This window comes from Stenotrophomonas sp. 86156_Sma (assembly GCF_056481625.1).
On sequence record NZ_CM151157.1, the window covers coordinates 4220869 to 4239405 of the forward strand.

General features: G+C 67.2%; 13 protein-coding genes. 7 read left to right on the forward strand and 6 right to left on the reverse strand.

What is annotated here, in order from left to right; genetic code table 11:
* Nucleotides 1-118: 118 nt before the first annotated feature.
* Nucleotides 119-1462, reverse strand: coding sequence for a dicarboxylate/amino acid:cation symporter (locus ACZK33_RS19545; protein WP_049398388.1), 1344 nt, complete (start codon nucleotides 1460-1462; stop codon nucleotides 119-121).
* Nucleotides 1463-1794: 332 nt separating this feature from the next.
* Between ACZK33_RS19545 and ACZK33_RS19550 the strand changes: the two genes are divergently transcribed.
* Together ACZK33_RS19550 and ACZK33_RS19555 are read left to right on the forward strand one after the other, a co-directional pair.
* Nucleotides 1795-2964, forward strand: a complete 1170-nt coding sequence (locus tag ACZK33_RS19550) for an OprO/OprP family phosphate-selective porin (protein WP_423175211.1) — start codon at nucleotides 1795-1797, stop codon at nucleotides 2962-2964.
* A gap of 66 nt (nucleotides 2965-3030) precedes the next feature.
* Nucleotides 3031-5673 (forward strand): hybrid sensor histidine kinase/response regulator, encoded by a 2643-nt coding sequence (locus ACZK33_RS19555; RefSeq protein WP_423175212.1) that lies wholly within the window; start codon nucleotides 3031-3033, stop codon nucleotides 5671-5673.
* 638 nt (nucleotides 5674-6311) lie between these two features.
* Here ACZK33_RS19555 and ACZK33_RS19560 read toward each other — a convergent pair.
* Genes ACZK33_RS19560 through ACZK33_RS19575 form a run of 4 tightly spaced genes read right to left on the reverse strand, consistent with a single transcriptional unit; the run spans nucleotide 6312 to nucleotide 10116 of the window.
* The gene (locus ACZK33_RS19560; protein ID WP_197612228.1) at nucleotides 6312-6962 is read right to left on the reverse strand and encodes a response regulator; all 651 of its coding nucleotides are present in this window, start codon (nucleotides 6960-6962) and stop codon (nucleotides 6312-6314) included.
* A gap of 28 nt (nucleotides 6963-6990) precedes the next feature.
* Nucleotides 6991-8046: an ABC transporter substrate-binding protein gene (locus tag ACZK33_RS19565; RefSeq protein WP_423175810.1), complete on the reverse strand. Its 1056-nt coding sequence runs from the start codon at nucleotides 8044-8046 to the stop codon at nucleotides 6991-6993.
* Nucleotides 8043-9434: a sensor histidine kinase N-terminal domain-containing protein gene (locus ACZK33_RS19570; protein WP_423175812.1), complete on the reverse strand. Its 1392-nt coding sequence runs from the start codon at nucleotides 9432-9434 to the stop codon at nucleotides 8043-8045. Before ACZK33_RS19570 ends, ACZK33_RS19565 begins: the two co-directional genes overlap by 4 nt.
* Entirely contained in the window at nucleotides 9427-10116 is a 690-nt protein-coding gene (locus ACZK33_RS19575) for a response regulator transcription factor (RefSeq protein ID WP_049463657.1), read from the reverse strand. The genes ACZK33_RS19570 and ACZK33_RS19575 overlap by 8 nt, the downstream gene beginning before the upstream one ends.
* Nucleotides 10117-10358: 242 nt before the next feature.
* Here ACZK33_RS19575 and ACZK33_RS19580 point away from each other — a divergent pair, with 242 nt between their 5' ends.
* The 5 genes from ACZK33_RS19580 (at nucleotide 10359) to ACZK33_RS19600 (ending at nucleotide 16787) form a co-directional block, all read left to right on the forward strand.
* The gene (locus tag ACZK33_RS19580; protein WP_153854486.1) at nucleotides 10359-11498 is read left to right on the forward strand and encodes an OprO/OprP family phosphate-selective porin; all 1140 of its coding nucleotides are present in this window, start codon (nucleotides 10359-10361) and stop codon (nucleotides 11496-11498) included.
* A 75-nt stretch (nucleotides 11499-11573) separates the two neighbouring features.
* Nucleotides 11574-12902, forward strand: coding sequence for a CitMHS family transporter (locus ACZK33_RS19585; RefSeq protein WP_032130486.1), 1329 nt, complete (start codon nucleotides 11574-11576; stop codon nucleotides 12900-12902).
* A gap of 24 nt (nucleotides 12903-12926) precedes the next feature.
* Complete coding sequence (phbB, locus tag ACZK33_RS19590; protein WP_012481221.1) at nucleotides 12927-13667, forward strand: acetoacetyl-CoA reductase; 741 nt, start codon at nucleotides 12927-12929, stop codon at nucleotides 13665-13667.
* A gap of 148 nt (nucleotides 13668-13815) precedes the next feature.
* Complete coding sequence (locus ACZK33_RS19595; protein ID WP_478453765.1) at nucleotides 13816-14352, forward strand: hypothetical protein; 537 nt, start codon at nucleotides 13816-13818, stop codon at nucleotides 14350-14352.
* 137 nt (nucleotides 14353-14489) lie between these two features.
* On the forward strand, nucleotides 14490-16787 hold the full coding sequence (locus ACZK33_RS19600) for a TonB-dependent receptor (RefSeq protein WP_423175807.1): 2298 nt from the start codon (nucleotides 14490-14492) through the stop codon (nucleotides 16785-16787).
* A gap of 440 nt (nucleotides 16788-17227) precedes the next feature.
* On the opposite strand, the gene ACZK33_RS19605 is transcribed toward ACZK33_RS19600, so the two are convergent.
* Nucleotides 17228-18481 (reverse strand): flavohemoglobin expression-modulating QEGLA motif protein, encoded by a 1254-nt coding sequence (locus tag ACZK33_RS19605; RefSeq protein WP_423175638.1) that lies wholly within the window; start codon nucleotides 18479-18481, stop codon nucleotides 17228-17230.
* Nucleotides 18482-18537 lie beyond the last annotated feature (56 nt).

The window sequence follows — 18537 nt, forward strand, 5'->3', positions numbered from 1 at the left end:
GTATGCGACGGTACCGCGACACCAGCTTCGGTGCGTCCCATGACAGCCATGGGACGCCTTGAAACGCCGCGGGGCCGTACCACTGTCGTGATCGGCCCCGCGGTACCACACACCTGGATCAGCCCCTGGCCGGCAGCGCCTCGGGCACGGCATCGATCAGCGGCGGCAGTTCGCTTTCGCGGCCGTCCAGCGCCAGCTTCAGGCGGTTGCGGTCCAGCGCCCCCTCCCAGCGCGAGACCACCACGGTGGCCACGGCATTGCCGATGAAGTTGGTCAGCGAGCGGCATTCGCTCATGAAGCGGTCCACGCCCAGGATCAGCGCCATGCCGGCCACCGGCACCTCCGGCACCACGGCCAGGGTGGCGGCCAGGGTGATGAAGCCGGCGCCGGTGACGCCGGCCGCGCCCTTGGAGCTGAGCATGGCGACCAGCAGCAGGGCAATCTGATGGCCCAGGGTCAGTTCGGTGTTGGTGGCCTGGGCGATGAACAGCGCGGCCAGGGTCATGTAGATGTTGGTGCCGTCCAGGTTGAACGAGTAGCCGGTTGGGACCACCAGGCCCACCACCGACTTGCTGCAGCCGGCGCGTTCCATCTTCTCCATCAGCGACGGCAGCGCCGACTCCGACGAGGAGGTGCCCAGCACCAGCAGCAGTTCGGCCTTCAGGTAGCGCGCCAGCTTGAACACCGAGAAGCCGCACAGGCGGCAGACCAGGCCCAGGATGACCGCCACGAACAGGAAGGCGGTGAGGTAGAACGAACCCACCAGCCAGGCCAGGTTGATCAGCGAGCCAACACCGTACTTGCCGATGGTGAAGGCGATTGCGCCGAAGGCACCGATCGGCGCGGCCTTCATCAGGATGTGGACCAGCTTGAACACCGGGGCGACCAGCGCCTCCAGGAAGTTCACGATCGGCTTGCCCTTCTCGCCCACCGATGCCAGCGCGATGCCGAACAGCACGGCCACGAACAGCACCTGCAGGATGTTGCCATCGACGAACGCGCTGAGCAGCGTCTTCGGGATGATGTCCATCAGGAAGCCGACCAGGGTCAGGTCATGCGACTTCTCGACGTAGCTGTGCACCGCGGTCTGGTCCAGCTCGGCCGGATTGATGTTCATGCCGGCGCCGGGCTGCACCACGTGCGCCACGATCATGCCGACGATCAGCGCCAGCGTGGAGAAGAACAGGAAGTACGCCATCGCCTTGGCGAATACGCGGCCCACCGTGCGCAGGTGGGTCATGCCGGCGATGCCGGTGACGATGGTCAGGAAGATCACCGGTGCGATGATCATCTTCACCAGGTTGATGAAGGCATCGCCGAGCGGCTTCATCTTCTCGCCGATCAACGGTTCGTAGTGGCCGAGGATGGCGCCCAGGACGATCGCCACGATCACCTGGAAGTACAGCTGGCGATAGATCGGCAACGGCTTTGCAGGCACCGGTGCTGCGGTCGGGATGTGCATGGCGGACTCCGGAAGGGGCGTTTTCAGGCACGTACGGCCCCGGGACTGCACGGGAACCGTTACCGTGGAAACTGACCGCAGGCCCTGTGCAGCACGCGCAGGGGGTGCGACCAATGGACGCCTTTGTACGCGCCGGGCACGCTGGCGCAGATAACCTATTGGTACTAGCCCCCCGGTTCAGGTGGCCGCGATGCCTACACTGGCGCCGCACCGCCCGATCACGGGGAGGCCGGTGGCCCGAGCTGAACGGCCGGGCGCGTCATTGCGAAAGTTCCGGCCCTTGCGGCCGTTGTTGTCCTGTCCACACGCAATCTGAGAGAGCCGCACCCAACATGCGCCCGATTCCCACCTTGCTGGCCCTGTCGCTGGCCGCGCTTCCCGCCTTCGCTTCGGCTGCCGATTTCGACAACTGGCCGACCAAGTACGCCTTCGGCGACGGCACCGAGCTGGCCGCTACCGCCAACATCGCCTACGACTACAACGATTTCTCCTGGGGCAGCGGCCTTGAGGACGACGACGCCGTGCGCCGCAAGGAGTTCGGTGCGACGCTGAAGAAGAAGGGCGTCTACGACGCGATGGTCTATTACGACTTCCAGTCCGATACCTGGCTGGACGTGTTCGTGCGCTTCGAAAGCAAGGCCTTCTTCGGCCGCGACATCGGCCGCTTCCGCTTCGGCTACATGAAGACCCCGGTCGGCCTGGACGCGAACACGTCCTCGCGCGCCGGCAGCTTCCTGGAAACCGCGCTGCCGGTGCAGGCCTTCTACGCTGGCCGCCGCACGGGTGTGGAATGGGTGCTTGAGCGCCCGCAGTACCTGCTGCAGGCCGGCGCCTATGGCGGCAAGGACCTGCAGGGTGACAACCCGGGCACCACCCAGGCCGTGCGTGCGGTGTGGACCCCGGTAAAGGCGCCGGGTGACGTGATCCACCTGGGCCTGGCCTACTCGCAGGAAAATCCGCGCGGTTACAGCGATGGCCGCGACGTGCACCACGAGGCCAGCGCGCGCCTGCGCGCACGTCCGGAAGCCGGCCTGACCGACATCCGCTATGTCGATTCCGGCGCGCTGGTCACCGCCGACCAGATCCGCCGCACCGGCCTGGAAGGTATCTGGATCCGCGGCCCGTTCTCGGTGCAGGCCGAAGCCCTGCGCGCCACGGTCACCCGCCATGACGGCAAGCCCGACTACACCGGCAGCGGCCAGTACGCGATGGCGAGCTGGGTGCTGACCGGCGAATCGCGCCCGTACAACGCCGGTGCGGTGGCCAACATCAAGCCGGCGCACGACTACGGCGCGGTGGAACTGGTGGCCCGTTACAGCCGCATGGACCTCGACGATGGCAGCATCCTCGGCGGCCGCCAGCACGACCTCACTCTGGGTGCGAACTGGTACCTGACCAGCCACTTCAAGTTCCAGGCCAACTACGTCAAGGTCGACGCCAGCCGTCGCGGCGTGCACAGCACGCCGGAGATCTTCGAACTGCGCGCGCAGATGCACTTCTGACCCCTTCCACGTCAGATCCCGGCGGGCGTGCACGCCACGCCCGCCGGCCCTGCGTAGACTGCCGCCATGTACTGGCTCAGCCGCCACCGGATGCTGTTGCTGACCATCGCGGTGATGGTCGGCGGCACCGTGCTGTGTGCGGTCGCCGCCGGCCACTACGCCTGGCGGCGCGCCCTCGGCGAGGAAAGCAGCCAGGTACAACGCCAGCTGCAGTTGTATGGCCAGGGCCTGCAGCAGCGCATCGACCGCTTCGGCACCTTGCCGCAGGTACTGGCACTGGATCCGGATCTTCTGCACGCCCTGCGTGTGCAGCCCTCGCCCACCGAACGGCAGCGGCTGAACCTCAAGCTGCAACGCGCCAATGAAGTCACCCGTGCCTCGACCCTGACCCTGGTCGGTCACGATGGCGTGGCGGTGGCGGCGAGCAACTGGGACCAGCCGACCACCAACGTCGGTGAGAACTACAGCTATCGTCCCTATTACCGCCAGGCGCTGGCCCAGGGCCGCGGCCGCTTCTACGGCATCGGCATGACCACCGGTGTGCCCGGCTACTACCTGTCGCAGGCCATCGAGGAAGACGGCAAGCGGCTCGGCGTGGTGGTGATCAAGGTCGAGCTGTCGGCACTGGAGCAGGAGTGGCTGAGCAGCCCTGACGTGGTGCTCGCCAGCGACGACCACGACGTGGTGTTCCTGGCCAACCGTGACAGCTGGCGCTACCGCCTGCTGCGACCGCTGGGCGCCGATGAGCGCCGCGAGATGCTGGACGCCCGCCAGTACGCCGATCGCACCCTGCAGCCACTGCGCGCACGTACCGAGGATGTACTGGCCGATGGCGGCCGCATGGTGCGCCTGCTGGATCCGGCATTGCCGCAGCCGATGCTGTGGCAGAGCCTTGCGCTGCCGGCCGAAGACTGGAACCTGCACCTGCTGCACGACGCCAGTGCCGCCACCGCCGCCGGCCGTGCGGCCGCGCTTACCGGAGGTGCTGCGTGGCTGGCGCTGGGCTTCCTGGTGCTGTTCGTGCAGCAGCGCCGGCGCCTGGCCAAGCATCGCCTGCGCAGCCGCCGCGAGCTGGAAACCCTGCTCAAGCAGCATGCACAGGAACTGCGCACCGCACAGGATGGCCTGCTGCAGGCCGCCACCGATGCCGACAGCGGCCTCAGCCGCAGCCTCGAACACCTGCCGCAGGGCGTGGTGGTGATCGACCGGGACCTGCGTCTGGTCGCATGGAATTCGCGCTACCTGGAACTGTTCCGTTTCCCGCTGGACCTGGTGCGCGTGGGGCGGCCCATCGAGGAACTGTTCCGCTTCAACGCACGCCGTGGCCTGCTCGGTCCCGGCCCGGTCGACGAGGCCATCGAGCGTCGCCTCAACCATCTGCGCAGCGGCCGTCCGCACATGCGCGAAAGTGAAAAGGACGACGGTACGGTGCTGGAAATCCGCGGCAACCCGCTGCCCGACGGCGGTTTCGTCACCAGCTACGCCGACATCACCAGCTACAAGAATGCTGCACGCGAACTGCGCTCGCTGGCCGATGCACTGGAACACCGCATCGCCGAACGTACCCACGACCTGGACGAAGCACGCCGCGAGGCCGAACAGGCCAACCGCTACAAGACCCGCTTCGTCGCCTCGGCCGTGCACGACCTGCTGCAACCACTCAACGCAGCACGCATGTTCGTCTCGGTGCTGCGCGGCAAGCTGAGCGACCCGGCGCAGCAGCAGACCAGCGATCACATCGACGCTGCATTGGCCGCGCAGGATGCGATCCTCAACAGCCTGCTGGATATCGCGCGGTTGGAATCGGGCAGCCTGCCGACCCGTGTGCAGGCGTTCCGGCTCGGGCCGCTGCTGCAGACACTGGCGCGCGAATTCGGCATCGCCGCGCAGTCACGTGGCCTGGTGGTGGACTGGGTCGATACCGATGCGGTGGTGGTCAGCGATGAAGCGCTGCTGCGCCGCATCCTGCAGAATTTCCTGTCCAACGCGCTGCGCTACAGCGAGCGCGGTCGCGTGCTTCTGGGCTGCCGTCGCCGCGAAGGCCTGCTGTGGATCGAAGTGCACGACCAGGGCCCCGGCATCCCCGATGCGTTGCAGGGCGAGATCTTCGAGGAATTCCGCCGCCTGCACGACGGCCAGCAGCGCGGTGCCGGCCTTGGCCTGGCCATCGTCGACCGCATCGGCCGCCTGCTCGGACATCCGATCCGGCTGCGCTCGCAGCTGGGCCAGGGCAGCGTGTTCGCCGTGGGCGTGCCGTTCGGCGACGCGGGCGCGATTCCCGCCACCACGCCCGCGCCGGTGCTGGCGCAGGAACCGGCGGCGGACAACCCGCTGCGAGGGCGCCGTGTGTGGGTAATCGATGACGATCCGCACGTGTGCGCGGCCAGCCGCGCGCTGCTGGAGCGCTGGGGTTGCGAGGTGATGCTGGCCGATGGCCCGCAGGCCGCACTGCAGTTGGCCACGACGGCAACCGTGCCGGAGCTGGTGCTGCTGGATGTGCGCATGGGTGACCACCACGGCCCGGTGCTGTACGAGACATTGGCAGAGCTGTGGCGGGCCCGCCCGCCGGTGGTGCTGGTCACTGCCGAGCGCGATGCGGGATTGCGTGAGATGGCTGCCGAGCGTGGCTGGGGAATGATGGCCAAGCCGGTGAAACCGCCGGCGCTGCGGGCGCTGATGAGTCAGTTGCTGATCCGGCATCGCGGGTGATTCCAGCCAACGGCGCAGCCCCTCGTGGGTGGTGCCTGGTTGGTCGTGGAAAGCAGAAGCCGTGGGTGGGCCGGTCGGGTTGGGTGCGCGGGGGACGCCGTGAATCCATCCCTGGAGGCTTGGCAGCCGCATCCATGCGGCTGACACCCCCGCGAACCCAACCCGACCGGCCTCTGACAGATTTCGGTGGCCTGCCACCCACGGAGAAGAAAAAGAAGAACAAAAGCCGGTCGCGCGCTGCGCTTGCTCGTGTAGAGCCGAGCCCATGCTCGGCATCGCGGACTGACCGCAAAGCAGCCGAGCGTGGGCTCGGCTCTACAAAAGGCGGCCTGCCAGGCTGCCTTTGCTTTTGATCTTCTTTTCTCTTCCGTGGATGGATGCGCACGGAACCTGTCCGTGGCCGGGCAGGTGGGCTGCGCAGGGGCGTGAGCCGCATGGGCCCGAGGCATGCCTCGGGCGGGTTGGGCAGGACGCCCAACCCCGGTCTTGCCGTGTGCGCAGGACTGCGCACACGAGCAAGCGGCGACCGAGCTTACATGGACGTACTTGCAGCGACCCCTGCGCAGTCCACCTGCCCGGCCTCACCCATGAACTGCTCTACGTGTCCACCCACGAGGGGCTGCGCCGTTGGCTGGAAACTACAACCCGATGCCGGCGTCGCCCTCGGGCTCCAGCGCCTTCACCAGCACCGCCGCCTGCGTTCGGCTATGGCATTCGAGCTTCTTCAGGATCGCGGTGACATGCACCTTCACCGTGTTTTCCGCCAGCCCCAGCGTGTAGGCGATCTGTTTGTTGAGCAGCCCGTCGGCCAGGCACAGCAGCACGCGGAACTGTTGCGGGGTCAGCTGGGCCAGACGGCTGGCCAGCAGTGCGTCGGCCTCCGAACGCTCGGCGGCCATCGCCGGGAACCACAGGCCACCATCCAGCACCGCCTGCAGGGCCTCGCCGATGGTCTCGGCCGGGGCCGACTTCGGGATGAAACCGGCGGCGCCGAACTGCTGCGCGCGGCGGATCACCCGCGGATGGTCATTGGACGAGAGGATCACCACCGGAATGTCCGGATGCGAGCCACGCACGTGCAGCAGCGCGGAGAATCCGTGCGCGCCAGGCATGGTCAGGTCGAGCAGCACCAGGTCCACATCCGGGTGCGCGTCGAGGGCCTCGGCCAGCGCATCAGCGCTGGCGACCTCGCGCACCTGCGCCAGCGGCAGGCTCTGCCGCAATGACTGCACCACCGCCGAACGCAGCAGCGGGTGGTCATCGGCGATCAGGATGGTGTATTCGCTCATGCCGCCATTGTACGGGCAGGCCGTCGCCTCAGCGCCCTGCCGGCTCCACGCTGCTGCGCCAGGCATCGAGGAACTGGCGGCGCTTGAGTGCATCCAGGTACACCAGCAGGCCCGGGCCCAGCTGGATCGGGCGACGGCTGCGGCCGGGCGCATCGTCGCCACGTGCGCTGCCGGTGACGATCGGCATCAGCCGTGCCTCGCGTGACAGCACCTGCTGGCCACGCGGCGACAACAGGTAGTCGAGGAAGCGCCGGGCTTCTTCCGGGTGTGGGCCGGTGCGTGGAATCACCGCGGTACGCAGCACCACCAGCGTGTAGTCCTCGGGCTCCACAATCGCCAGCGGAGCACCCGCGTCGATGCGCGCCTGCGCGTAAGAGCCGAGCACGTTGTAGACCAGCGACAGCTGTCCGCTGGCCACCTTGTCCAGCAGCACGCCGGTGCGCTCCTCGCGCACCACATCGTTGTCGCCCAGCGCGCCCAGCAGCGCACCGGCGATGCTGCCACGCTGCGCATCCTGCGTTGACAGCAGGTAGCCGACGCTGCTGCGTTCGATGTCATAGGTGCCGACCCTGCCGCGCAGCGGTGCGCCTTCGGCGCGCAACCGGTCCAGCAGTTGCCGGCGCGTGTGCGGCACCCTCGCAGCCGTCAGCGCGCGGGTGTTGTAGACCATCACCACCGGCTCGTAGCTGATGCCGAATGCCTCGTTGCGCCACTGCGCCCAGGCCGGCAGCGCGGCGGTCTGAGCGGAGCGGTGCGGCAGTGCATGACCATCGTTGACCAGCTTGGTCTGCAGGTCCATGCCACTGGAGATCAGCAGGTCCGGCGATGCCGGTCCGCCGCGGTCGTGCAGGTACCGCGCGTACAGGTCCTGGGTGATGATGTCCTCGTACACCACTTCGGTGCCCGGGTGCAGCCGCTGGTAGTCGGCGATGACCACCGCGAACACTTCGATGTCGGTGGTGCCGTGGATGCGCAGCTGCGCCGTGGTCTTTGCCTGTGCGGGAAAACGGCGCACATCGCCGGGCGCGGCCAGCACCGGCAGGGCCAACAGCAGGGCAACGGCGGTGGCGAGCAGGCGGATCATGAACTGCTCCGGGGCAGGCGGATGGTAGCGATCAAACCACCCTCCGGACGGTTGCTGAGATCGATGCGGCCGCCATGGCTGTCGACCACGCGCTTGACGATGGCCAGGCCCAGCCCGGCGCCGCCGGACGGCGCGCCCTCGCCACGGGCGAAGCGCTCGAACACGCGTTCGGCATCGGCGGCGGCAATGCCGGCACCGTGGTCGGCGATGGTCAGCACGGCCTGCCCGCCTTCCACGGTCAATGCGATCTGCAACGGACCGTCGCCGCCGTACTTGAGTGCATTGTCGACCAGGTTCTTGATCGCCTCGCGCAGCAGCAGCGCATCGCCATGCACCTGTACCGGCTCGGCGGTCATCGCCAGCTGCACGCGCGGCGCCGGGCCGGCCTGCGGCAGCGCTTCATGCAGGGCCTGGTGCACGGTCTCGGCCAGATCCACTGCAACAAAGCGCTGCAGATGCGAACGATGGATCACGCTGGCATCGCTGAGCAACTGATTCAACAACCGGCTCATGTGGGTGGCGTTGCGCTCGATCGCCTGCAGGCTGCGCCGCATGTCTTCGGGATCGTCGTCATCCAGCGCCAGCTGTGCCTGCGCACGCAATGCCGCCAACGGCGTGCGCATCTGGTGCGCGGCCTCGGCCATGAACGCGCGCAGCGTCTCGTTGCTGCTGGACAGCCGTTCCATGAAGCGGTTCAACGCCGCCACCATCTGGTCCATCTCGCGCGGTACACGGGCATCCAGCGGCTTCAGGTCAGAGGGCTCGCGGCGTGACAGCTCGCGTTCCACCCGCACCAATGGCCGGAATGCGCGATGCACGCCAAAGGCCACCAGCGCCAGCAGCAGGCCGGACAGCACACCGATCGCCAGCAGTGCGCGGTTGACCATGTCCTGCGCGACCGCTTCACGCGCACGCCGGGTCTGGCCGACCTGCACCTGTACTTCGCCCTGCGCCGAGGCGGCGGCGAAACTGCGGCCGACCACCACGAAGCGCACGGTCTCGCCACTGTACGCCGCATCAAACAGCTGCGGTTGCGTGCCGGGCCGGCGCGGCGGCGCCGGCAGGTCGCCATAGCCGGTGATCAGGTTGCCACGGCTGTCGGCGACCCGATAGAACACGCGGTCTTCCGGGGCCATCGCCAGCAGGTCCAGCGCCGCATAGGGCAGATCGACCTGCCATTGGCCATCGACCAGGGCCACCGAATCGGCAATGGACAACGCCGAGGACACCAACAGGTGATCGTAGGAACGGTTGGCGGCGCGCTGGCCATAGCCGCGCGCGGCAAACAGCAGAGCCACCGCGAACACCGCCAGCAACGCGCCGAGGTAGAGCAGCAGCGTGCGCCGCAGCGAGCCCGGTGCGGCGTTCGCGGTACGCGCGTCAGCCATCGGCGTCGGCGCTGTCATCACTGGCTTCCAGCAGGTAGCCAACGCCGCGCACCGTGGTGATGCGCAGCGGTGCACCTGCCAGCTTCTTTCTCAGGCGCCCCACATACAGCTCGATGGCATTCGGGCCGGCTTCATCGTCGAAGCCGAACAGGCCATTGCCTATCTCATCCTTGCCGACCACCTGGCCGAGGCGGCCGACCAGAATCTCCAGCAGCCGGTACTCGCGGTTCGGCAGTTCGATCGGTTCGCCGTCGAGGCTGACCCGGTGCGCGGCATTGTCGAACTGGAAGCCACCGATCTGCACCACTTCGCTGGCCTGGCCGCGCGCGCGTCGCAGCAGCACGCGGCAGCGCGCTTCGAACTCGCGGAAATCGAACGGCTTGCCCAGGTAATCGTCGGCGCCGACGTCCAGCGCCTGCACACGGTCTTCGATGCCGTCGCGCGCGGTCAGCATCAGCACCGGTGTGCTGTCGCCGCGCTCGCGCATGCCGGCCAGCACGCGCAGGCCATCGAGCTTGGGCAGGCCGATATCCAGAACCACCAGGTCGAAGCTCTGGTAGCGCAGCACGCTGGCGGCCGCCAGGCCATCGGCCTGCCAGTCCACGGCGTGGCCGCTGCGACGCATGCGACGGATGATCGCATCGGCCAGATCCGGGTTGTCTTCGACCAGCAGCAGGCGCATGGGCACACGGGTGGGAGGGGAAACGAATGCTACCGCATGCCGCCGCCGCGCTTGCCGGGCGTGGCCCAGTGAGCGCAGCGGCCGGTTTTACGCTGCACTGCACAAACCGTTGACAGGACGATGACAGCTTGCCCGACCCAGACTGCGGCCGCGCACCGTCCGGTGCCCACGATTGCCGCGCGCCTGGCGCGCACCTGGGAGGGTTTGTGGAATTCACGTTTGCCTGGCGGCGTCCTGCCGCCATGATGGCTCTGGCTGCCCTGTCGGCGCCGGCCTTCGCCGCCGAAGACGACCGCCCGGTCACCGCCACCCTCGGTGGCCGCCTGCACCTGGACTTCGCCACCTTCGACAACGACAACCGCGGTACGCCGAACAAGGACGACACCGAGATCCGTCGCGCCTGGCTGGACGTGTCCGGCAAGTTCTTCGTGGTCGACTACAAGCTGGAAGCTGACTTCTCCGGCGACCGCGTCGAGGCCAAGGACGTGTACCTGGCACGCAGCTTCGGCAAGGCCGGCAAGCTGACCGTGGGCCAGTTCAAGCAGTACTTCTCGCTGGATGACCGCACCAGCTCCAACTACGGCAGCTTCCTGGAGCGCGGCAACGCCGGCACCACGCTGGCGCCGCTGTACCGCCTGGGTGCGTCGTGGCAGGCCAACCCCGGTGACTTCACCTGGGCGGCCAGCATCTACAGCCTGGAAAGCATCGACGCCTGGCAGGTGAAGGGCCGCGCCGCCGGTGGCCGCGTCACCTGGGCACCTTCGCCCAGCGAGGGCGACGTGCTGCACCTGGGACTGTCGCTGGCCCGTGAGGCCTACGACAACCCCGGCGCCAACGGCACCCCGGGCCTGAGCATCCGCCCTCGCCCGGCCGGCCATCTGTCCGATGAAAGCCGCCTGACCCTGGTCAACTTCTCCGCCGGCCGCGATACCGACGTCAACAAGTGGTCGCTGGAATACGCGCAGGTGCGCGGCCCGCTGTCGTGGCAGGGCGAATTCAGTGGCGCCACCTTCGACGACGGCGCGCAGCGCGGTGACGTGATGGCCGCCTACGGCATGCTCAGCTGGTTCGTCACCGGCGAAAGCCGCGCCTACGACCGCAAGACCGGCCGCTTCGCGCGGGTGAAGGATATCCGCCACAAGGCCGGTGCCTTCGAAGTGGCGCTGCGCTACGACCAGATGTGGGGCGCACAGCACCTCGACGGTGCCCCCGACCTGCGCCGCGGCAGCACCGAAGCATGGACGCTGGGTGGCAACTGGTACCTGCGCGACAACCTGCGCTTCATGCTCAACGTGATCGAAAGCCGCAACCGCGACCGCCTCGCCGGGGTCACGGTGGACCGCACGCGCGCGGTCACCGGGCGCCTGCAGTACGACTTCTAGACCTGATGTTCCGGGCATGCCGCCCGGGCCCCTTCCACTCCCCCACGTCCTGTATTCGCAAGGAGTCCGCAGATGATGCTGAGCATCCTCGGCTTTGGCATGGTCATTACGTTCATGTACTTGATCATGAGCAAACGCCTGTCGCCGCTCGTCGCCCTGATCACCATCCCCATCCTGTTCGCGCTGATCGGCGGCTTCGGCGCCAACATCGACGAGATGATGCTGGAGGGCATCAAGAAGATCGCGCCCACCGGCGTGATGCTGATGTTCGCCATCCTCTACTTCGGGGTGATGATCGACGCCGGCCTGTTCGATCCGCTGGTGCGGGTGATCCTGCGCTTCGTGAAGGGCGATCCGATGAAGATCGTGCTCGGCACCGCGGTGCTGGCGATGCTGATCTCGCTCGACGGTGATGGCTCGACCACCTACATGATCACCGTCTCGGCGATGCTGCCGCTGTACCAGCGGCTGGGCATGAACGCGCTGAACATGACCTGCGTGACCATCCTCGCCGGCGGCGTGATGAACCTGACCCCGTGGGGCGGCCCGACCGCACGCGCGGCCACTGCGCTGCACGTGGACCCGGCCGATGTGTTCGTGCCGCTGATCCCGTCGATGGTGATCGCCTGCGCCGGCGTGCTGCTGCTGGCCTGGTACCTGGGCCTGAAGGAACGCCGCCGGCTGGGTGTGGTGACCCTGCCAAAGGGTGGCAGCTGGATGGACAACAGCGTGTCCGACGACAGCAACCCGCTGCCGACCGTGGAAGACGCCGAGGACATCAAGCGTCCGAAGCTGCTGTGGGTCAACCTGGCCCTGACCGTGGCGCTGATGACCGCGCTGATCATCGGCGTGCTGCCGATGCCGGTGCTGTTCATGGTCGGCTTCGCCATCGCCCTGGTGATCAACTACCCGAACCTGGCCGAGCAGCGCCGCCGCGTGGTCAACCACGCCGGCAACGTGCTGTCGGTGGTGTCGCTGATCTTCGCCGCAGGCATCTTCACCGGCATCCTCAACAACACCGGCATGGTCGAGGCGATGTCGCACAGCTTCCTGGCGGTGATCCCGGAATCGTGGGGCCCGTACCTGGCGGTGATCACCGCAGTAGCGTCGATGCCGTTCACCTTCTTCATGTCCAACGACGCGTTCTACTTCGGCGTGCTGCCGATCCTGTCCGAGGCCGCCGGCAACTACGGCATCACCCCGGTGGAAATGGCGCGCGCCTCGCTGGCCGGCCAGCCGGTGCACCTGCTCAGCCCGCTGGTGCCGTCCACCTACCTGCTGGTTGGCCTGGCCAAGGTCGAGTTCGCCGACCACCAGAAGTTCACCCTGAAGTGGGCCATCGCCATCTCGATGCTGCTGATGGTCGGCAGCCTGCTGTTCGGCCTGTACCCGCTCGCGGCCTGACCCCTTACCAAGGAGCCTTCTGCAATGACGCTTCGAATCGCTTACGTCACCAGCGGCATGGGCAGTGTCGGTACTGCCATCTGCCAGAGCCTGGCCCGCAGCGGCCACACCGTGGTCGCCGGTTGCGCGCCGAACTCACCGCGCAAGGCCAACTGGCTGCGCGAGCAGCGCGAACAGGGCTTCGACTTCATCGCCTCCGAAGGCAACGCGACCGACTGGGCCTCGACCAGCGCGGCGTTTGCCAAGGTCCGCGCCGAAGTCGGTGAAGTGGACGTGCTGGTCAACAACTCCGGTGGCAGCCGCGACCTGCTGTTCCGGCAGATGACGGTGGAGGACTGGAATGCGGTGATCGCCTCCAACCTCAACTCGCTGTTCAACCTGACCAAGCAGGTCGTCGACGGCATGGCCACGCGGGGCTGGGGCCGCATCATCAACATCGGTTCGGTCAGCGCCCACAAGGGCCAGATCGGCCAGGTGAACTACGCCACCGCCAAGGCCGCGATGCATGGTTTCAGCCGTGCGCTGGCCGCGGAAGTGGCCTCGCGCGGGGTGACCGTCAACACGTTGTCGCCGGGTTATATCGCCAGCCAGGCGATCAGCAGCTTCCCGCCGGATGTGCTGGACCGGCTGGCCGCCTCGGTGCCCGTGCGCCGCCTCGGTCGCCCGGAGGAAGTAGCCGGCCTGTGTGCGTGGCTGGCCTCGGATGAAGCCTCGTACGTGACCGGCGCCGATTATCCGGTCAACGGTGGCCTGTACATGGGCTAAGCCCTCGTCCACGCAGTACGTGGACCGCCTCCCCCACGGAGTGCGCGGGGCCGGTGAACCTTCGCTTGCGAGGGTGATCCGGCCCCTTTTTTCTACCTGTACCCGGTGCGTGCTATACCGGCAGCATCCGTGCACCGGGAGTTCGCCCATGCAGCGTCTGTGGTGGGGAAACCTTGCGATCCTGCTGCCTGCACTGTGTGCGGCGGCCGCACCCGACCAGTTGCCGATGGCTGACGATGTGCAGGCCGATCGTCTGGTCGAACTGACCCGCAGCTGGGGCGCACCATTGCCACGCGCAGCACGTCTGGAAGACCTTCGCGCCATGCTGCCGGCGACAGCGGCCGTCATCGAAACACCTTATGCGTTGCCGGGCATCACGCTGCCGCCGGTGGCCCTGTCCCCACCGCTTCGGATCACCGGCGGCATAGTCCTGCTGCAGGCCGATCGCCAGCACGTGCACTCCGTGCGCCTGGATGTCGGAGGCGTCTGTGTGACGCGTCGGCAGATCGTCCAGCGCCAGGCCGCGCCAGCGCATGTTCTTCCTCCTTCAGGCCACGCCCCGGAGCAGGCATTGACGTTGAGCTACCCGGCCCTGGACCGATGGGTGAGCTACCTCTTTCCCGGATTGCATCACACGTGCGTCGCGGAGGTGATCCTCAAGCCGGCAGACGCATCGCCGCCATGACAGGAATGTTGCAGGACGCACACCACTGTCCTGCACCGTTCGTTGGTTTTCCGTAAAGAAGGTTTCATGTTCCGTTCGCATAGTGGCCATGCACCGCGCACGCGTGCCGGTGACCACCCCCAATGCAACGGACCACCATGCAGACCCGACACCTGACGATCGCCGTGGCGATCGCGCTCTCCGCCGCCGCCAGCGCCCATGCCGCCACCGCCGCCGATGCCGGCGCCAGCACCGATGCCGCGCTGAGCGCGCAGACGCTGGATACCGTCTCCGTGATCGGCCAGGGCGAGACCCGCCAGGTGCAGCGCATCACCACCGTCGACAAGCAGGTGCTGCCGCCGGGCACCAGCGGCCAGAAGATCCTCGACCGGCTGCCGGGCGTGTCGGTGCAGTCCAACGATGCCTTCGGCGCCAACGAAGAATCGCAGACCATCAGCCTGCGCGGCTTCGACAAGAGCCGCCTCGGCTACACGCTGGACGGCATCCCGCTGGGCGACAACAGCTACGGCAACTACAACGGCCTGAGCATCGCCCGCGCGATCATCGCCGAGAACCTGGCCGGTGCCGAACTGTCGCAGGGCATCGGTTCGCTGGGCGTGGCCTCGACCAGCAACCTGGGCGGCACCATCCAGTACTTCTCGATGGACCCGTCCACCGAATTCGGCGGCCGCGCCAGCGTCACCGTTGGCGACAACAGCCAGCGCCGTGGCTACCTGCGCGTGGATACCGGCGACATCAACGGCTTCTCGGCCTACGTGTCCGGCGTGCACCAGGACCAGGACATGTGGGCTGCGCCGTACCAGAACCAGACCACCCGCCAGTTCAACGCCAAGGCGGTGTGGAACGTGGGCGACCATCGTTTCGGTGCGTTCGTGGCCACCTCGCGCGCCAGCCAGGCCAACTACGCCTACCTGTCCAAGGACATGCTGGCACGTGGCCTGGGCTATGACTGGAACATCTACGCGCCGGACTGGGATCGAGCCGTGGCTGCTGCGTACTGCGCGCCGGGTACTCTGGACCGCAGCAAGTGCAGGTTCAGCGGTGGCGTCACCAGCATCGACGATGCGTACTACCAGAGCCGTGCACTGCGTGACGACAACCTGTACTCGGTGGATGCCGACCTGCGCCTGGGTGAGCAGGGCCGCCTGAAGCTGCTGGCCTACCACCACGACAACCGTGGCCAGGGCCACTGGTGGGCACCGGGCCAGCCGTCCTACCCGGGCACCGACAAGATGCTGCCGATCTCGATCCGCAGCACCAACTACACGATCAACCGCGATGGCCTGACCGCCGCACTGTCGTGGACGGTGGGCATCCACGAGCTGGAAGCCGGCCTGTGGTACGAGCAGAACGACCATAACGTTTCGCGCAACTTCTACTACATCAGCGGCCCGTTCCTGGACGACCTGTACCTGAAGAACCCGGACCGCCTGCTGTTCAACCAGGACTTCGACATCCGCACGCGCCAGTTCTACGTGCAGGACCGCATGCGCTTCCTGGACCAGCGCCTGACCGTGGACGTGGGCATCAAGAGCCCGAACACCCGCATGCGCGCCACCGCCAACCCCGGCGTGGAAACCAGCATCGCCTCGGGCACGCTGACCGCCAAGGAATCGGTGCTGCCGCAGGTGGGCGTAGGCTTCAAGCTCAACGCCAACAACGAGCTGTTCGCCTCGTATGCCGAAAACATCGCTGCCTTCGTCGGCGGTGGCAGCGGCGGCCCGCTGCAGGTGTCGCCGGAATCGTTCGCGGCCAGTGCCGGGCTGGAGCCGGAGAAGTCCAAGAGCCTGGAAGCCGGCTTCCGTACCTTCGGCGAGAAGTACCAGGCGTCGATCGCGGGCTACAACGTGAAGTTCGACAACCGCCTGCTGTCGCTGAACCCGTGCTCGAGCATCGAAGTCGGCACGCGTCCGGAGTGCGTGACGCGCTTCATCAACGTCGGTTCGGTGAAGAGCTACGGCGCGGAACTGACCTTCATCCTCAAGCCGATCGACGGCCTGCAGTGGTACAACGCGCTGTCCTGGAACAAGACCACCTACGAGGACGACTACCTGTCCGGCGGCGCGGTGGTGCCGGTGGCCGGCAAGATCACCGTGGATACGCCGCAGCGCATGGCCTCCAGTGAAATCAGCTGGAACCGCGATGGCTTCTTCGCCAGCCTGCGTGCCAAGTACACCGGCAAGCGCTACTACACCTACACCAACGACCAGTCGGTGCCGGGCGTGACCACCTTCGACGCCGGTGCGGGCTACGATTTCGGCCCGGGCCTGGGCCTGCGCAATGTGCGGGTGTCGTTGAACGCGACCAACCTGACCAACAAGCGCTATGCGGGCCAGTTGAGTTCGTTCGCACCGACCGATCCGGAGGGCAAGCGCTATGCGATCCATGCGAGCGCACCGCGGCAGTTGTTCATGACGGTGGCGGCGGAGTTCTAAATCGAAAGCGGGCGCTGCGGCGCGTTGATTGTTCCTGCATAGCGTGGGTAGGCAGGCCCATGCAGGACACGCCGTAAACCCATCCATGGGGGCTCGATCGGCGCATCCATGCGCCTCACGGTCCTGCATGGGCCTGCCTACCCACGCTGGACAGTTCCCCGCGCCGGCGCGGAGGCAATTGAGAGCAAAAGCAAAAGCAAAGAGCCGGACACTACCCGGCTCTTTGCTTTTCAAGCGCAATCCCTTCGGCGCGGTGATGTGCTGCCGCCCGCGCGGGAAACTGTCTGGCGGCGGTGGGGCACCCTGGCCAGGACCGTGAGGCGCATGGATGCGCCGATCGAGCCCCCATGGATGGGTTTACGGCGTGTCCTGGCCAGGGTGCCCCACCGCCGCCCAGCGATATCAATCGAGGCGCCAGCGCATCATCCCGCCAACGCATTTCATTCCGGCGCCAGCTGGTCCATCCGTATCCGGTTGGCGAACAGCGAGAACGCCAGCATGCCGGCCAGGCCGTTCGCCCGGCTCATCCAGTGCGGCAGCCAGCGCGGCGGCTTCAACACCCTCGCCTCGAACAACGGCGCGAACGCGATCGCATCGGTCAGGCTCATCTTGCCGGCAAACAACCAGCGGCAGACCTGCAGGCGGTCCTCGGCCAGCATGTGGCGGAAGAACGTGTGCACCGACACCAGGCCGCGCAGGTACACCGTGTCCTTGGTGAAGGCCAGGCCGCCACTCGGCGGTACCCCACGGAACACGCGCTGCGCCGAAGCGAAACTCTCTTCCGCGTTCTGCCCGGCATCGCAGAAATAGCGGAACACTTCGATGAAATCGGCACCTTCGCGGGCCATCGCAATCGCTTCGGTGCGCAGGCTGATGCGCTTGAGGCGCTCGATGTCGATGCTGCCGGTGATCTGCTCGGCGAAGGTGGCCAGCCCTTCCTGGGTTGCCGTCACCCGCGGCGAGGACAGTGCCAGGCTCGGCAGCACCGGCTGCTCGCGGCCGTTCAGGGCGGTCAGCGAATGCACCAGCGCTTCATGGTGGAACAGCTGCGCGCGGTCGTAGGCGCTGAAGCGTGCACTGGTGCGCAGGCGGATGCGGGTCGGGCCGGCGGCGGCCTTGGACACCAGCTCCGGGTCGAGCTGTACCTGGATGATGCGCGATTCGAAGAACGCGTCCAGATCGTTCTGCAGTTGCAGTTGCAGGGCGATAGCCGAGACCGGCACCTGTTCTTCCGGCGCCAGCAGTTCGTGGTCCAGTTCGGCGGCGATCTGGATGAAGTGGCGTGCAGCCTCACGCGTACTGGGGCCATTGCCCGGCAGCGGCTGCTCGGGGGCGCCGAACAGCTGCACCGAACAGGTATCGACTGCAGCGGTACCCAGCCCTTCCAGCAGCTGTGCGGCCAGGTCCCAGCTCTGTGCCGACTGCCGCACGTAGTGGCCCAGCGGGTGGCTGTCGTCACAGTCGGCGGCGATCGCGGTCAGCGCGCGGCGTTCTTCGCTGAAGTCCAGCTTCGGGTAATCCACCTTCGGCAGTACCGGCTGGCCACGCGCCACGCTGTCCAGGAACGGTGCCTGCACCGTGGCTGGCCAGCTGGTCAGGCCCAGCAGGCGGATGCCTCCCACGGCCTCGACCAGGCGCGCATCGAGCGCTGCATGGTGGGCCACGTCACGGTCCAGCGTCGCAGTCGGTTCCATGCGCGGACTATAGCGCTCTGCCCGCACGTTGGTAGGTGCAATGGATCGGGTAGCTG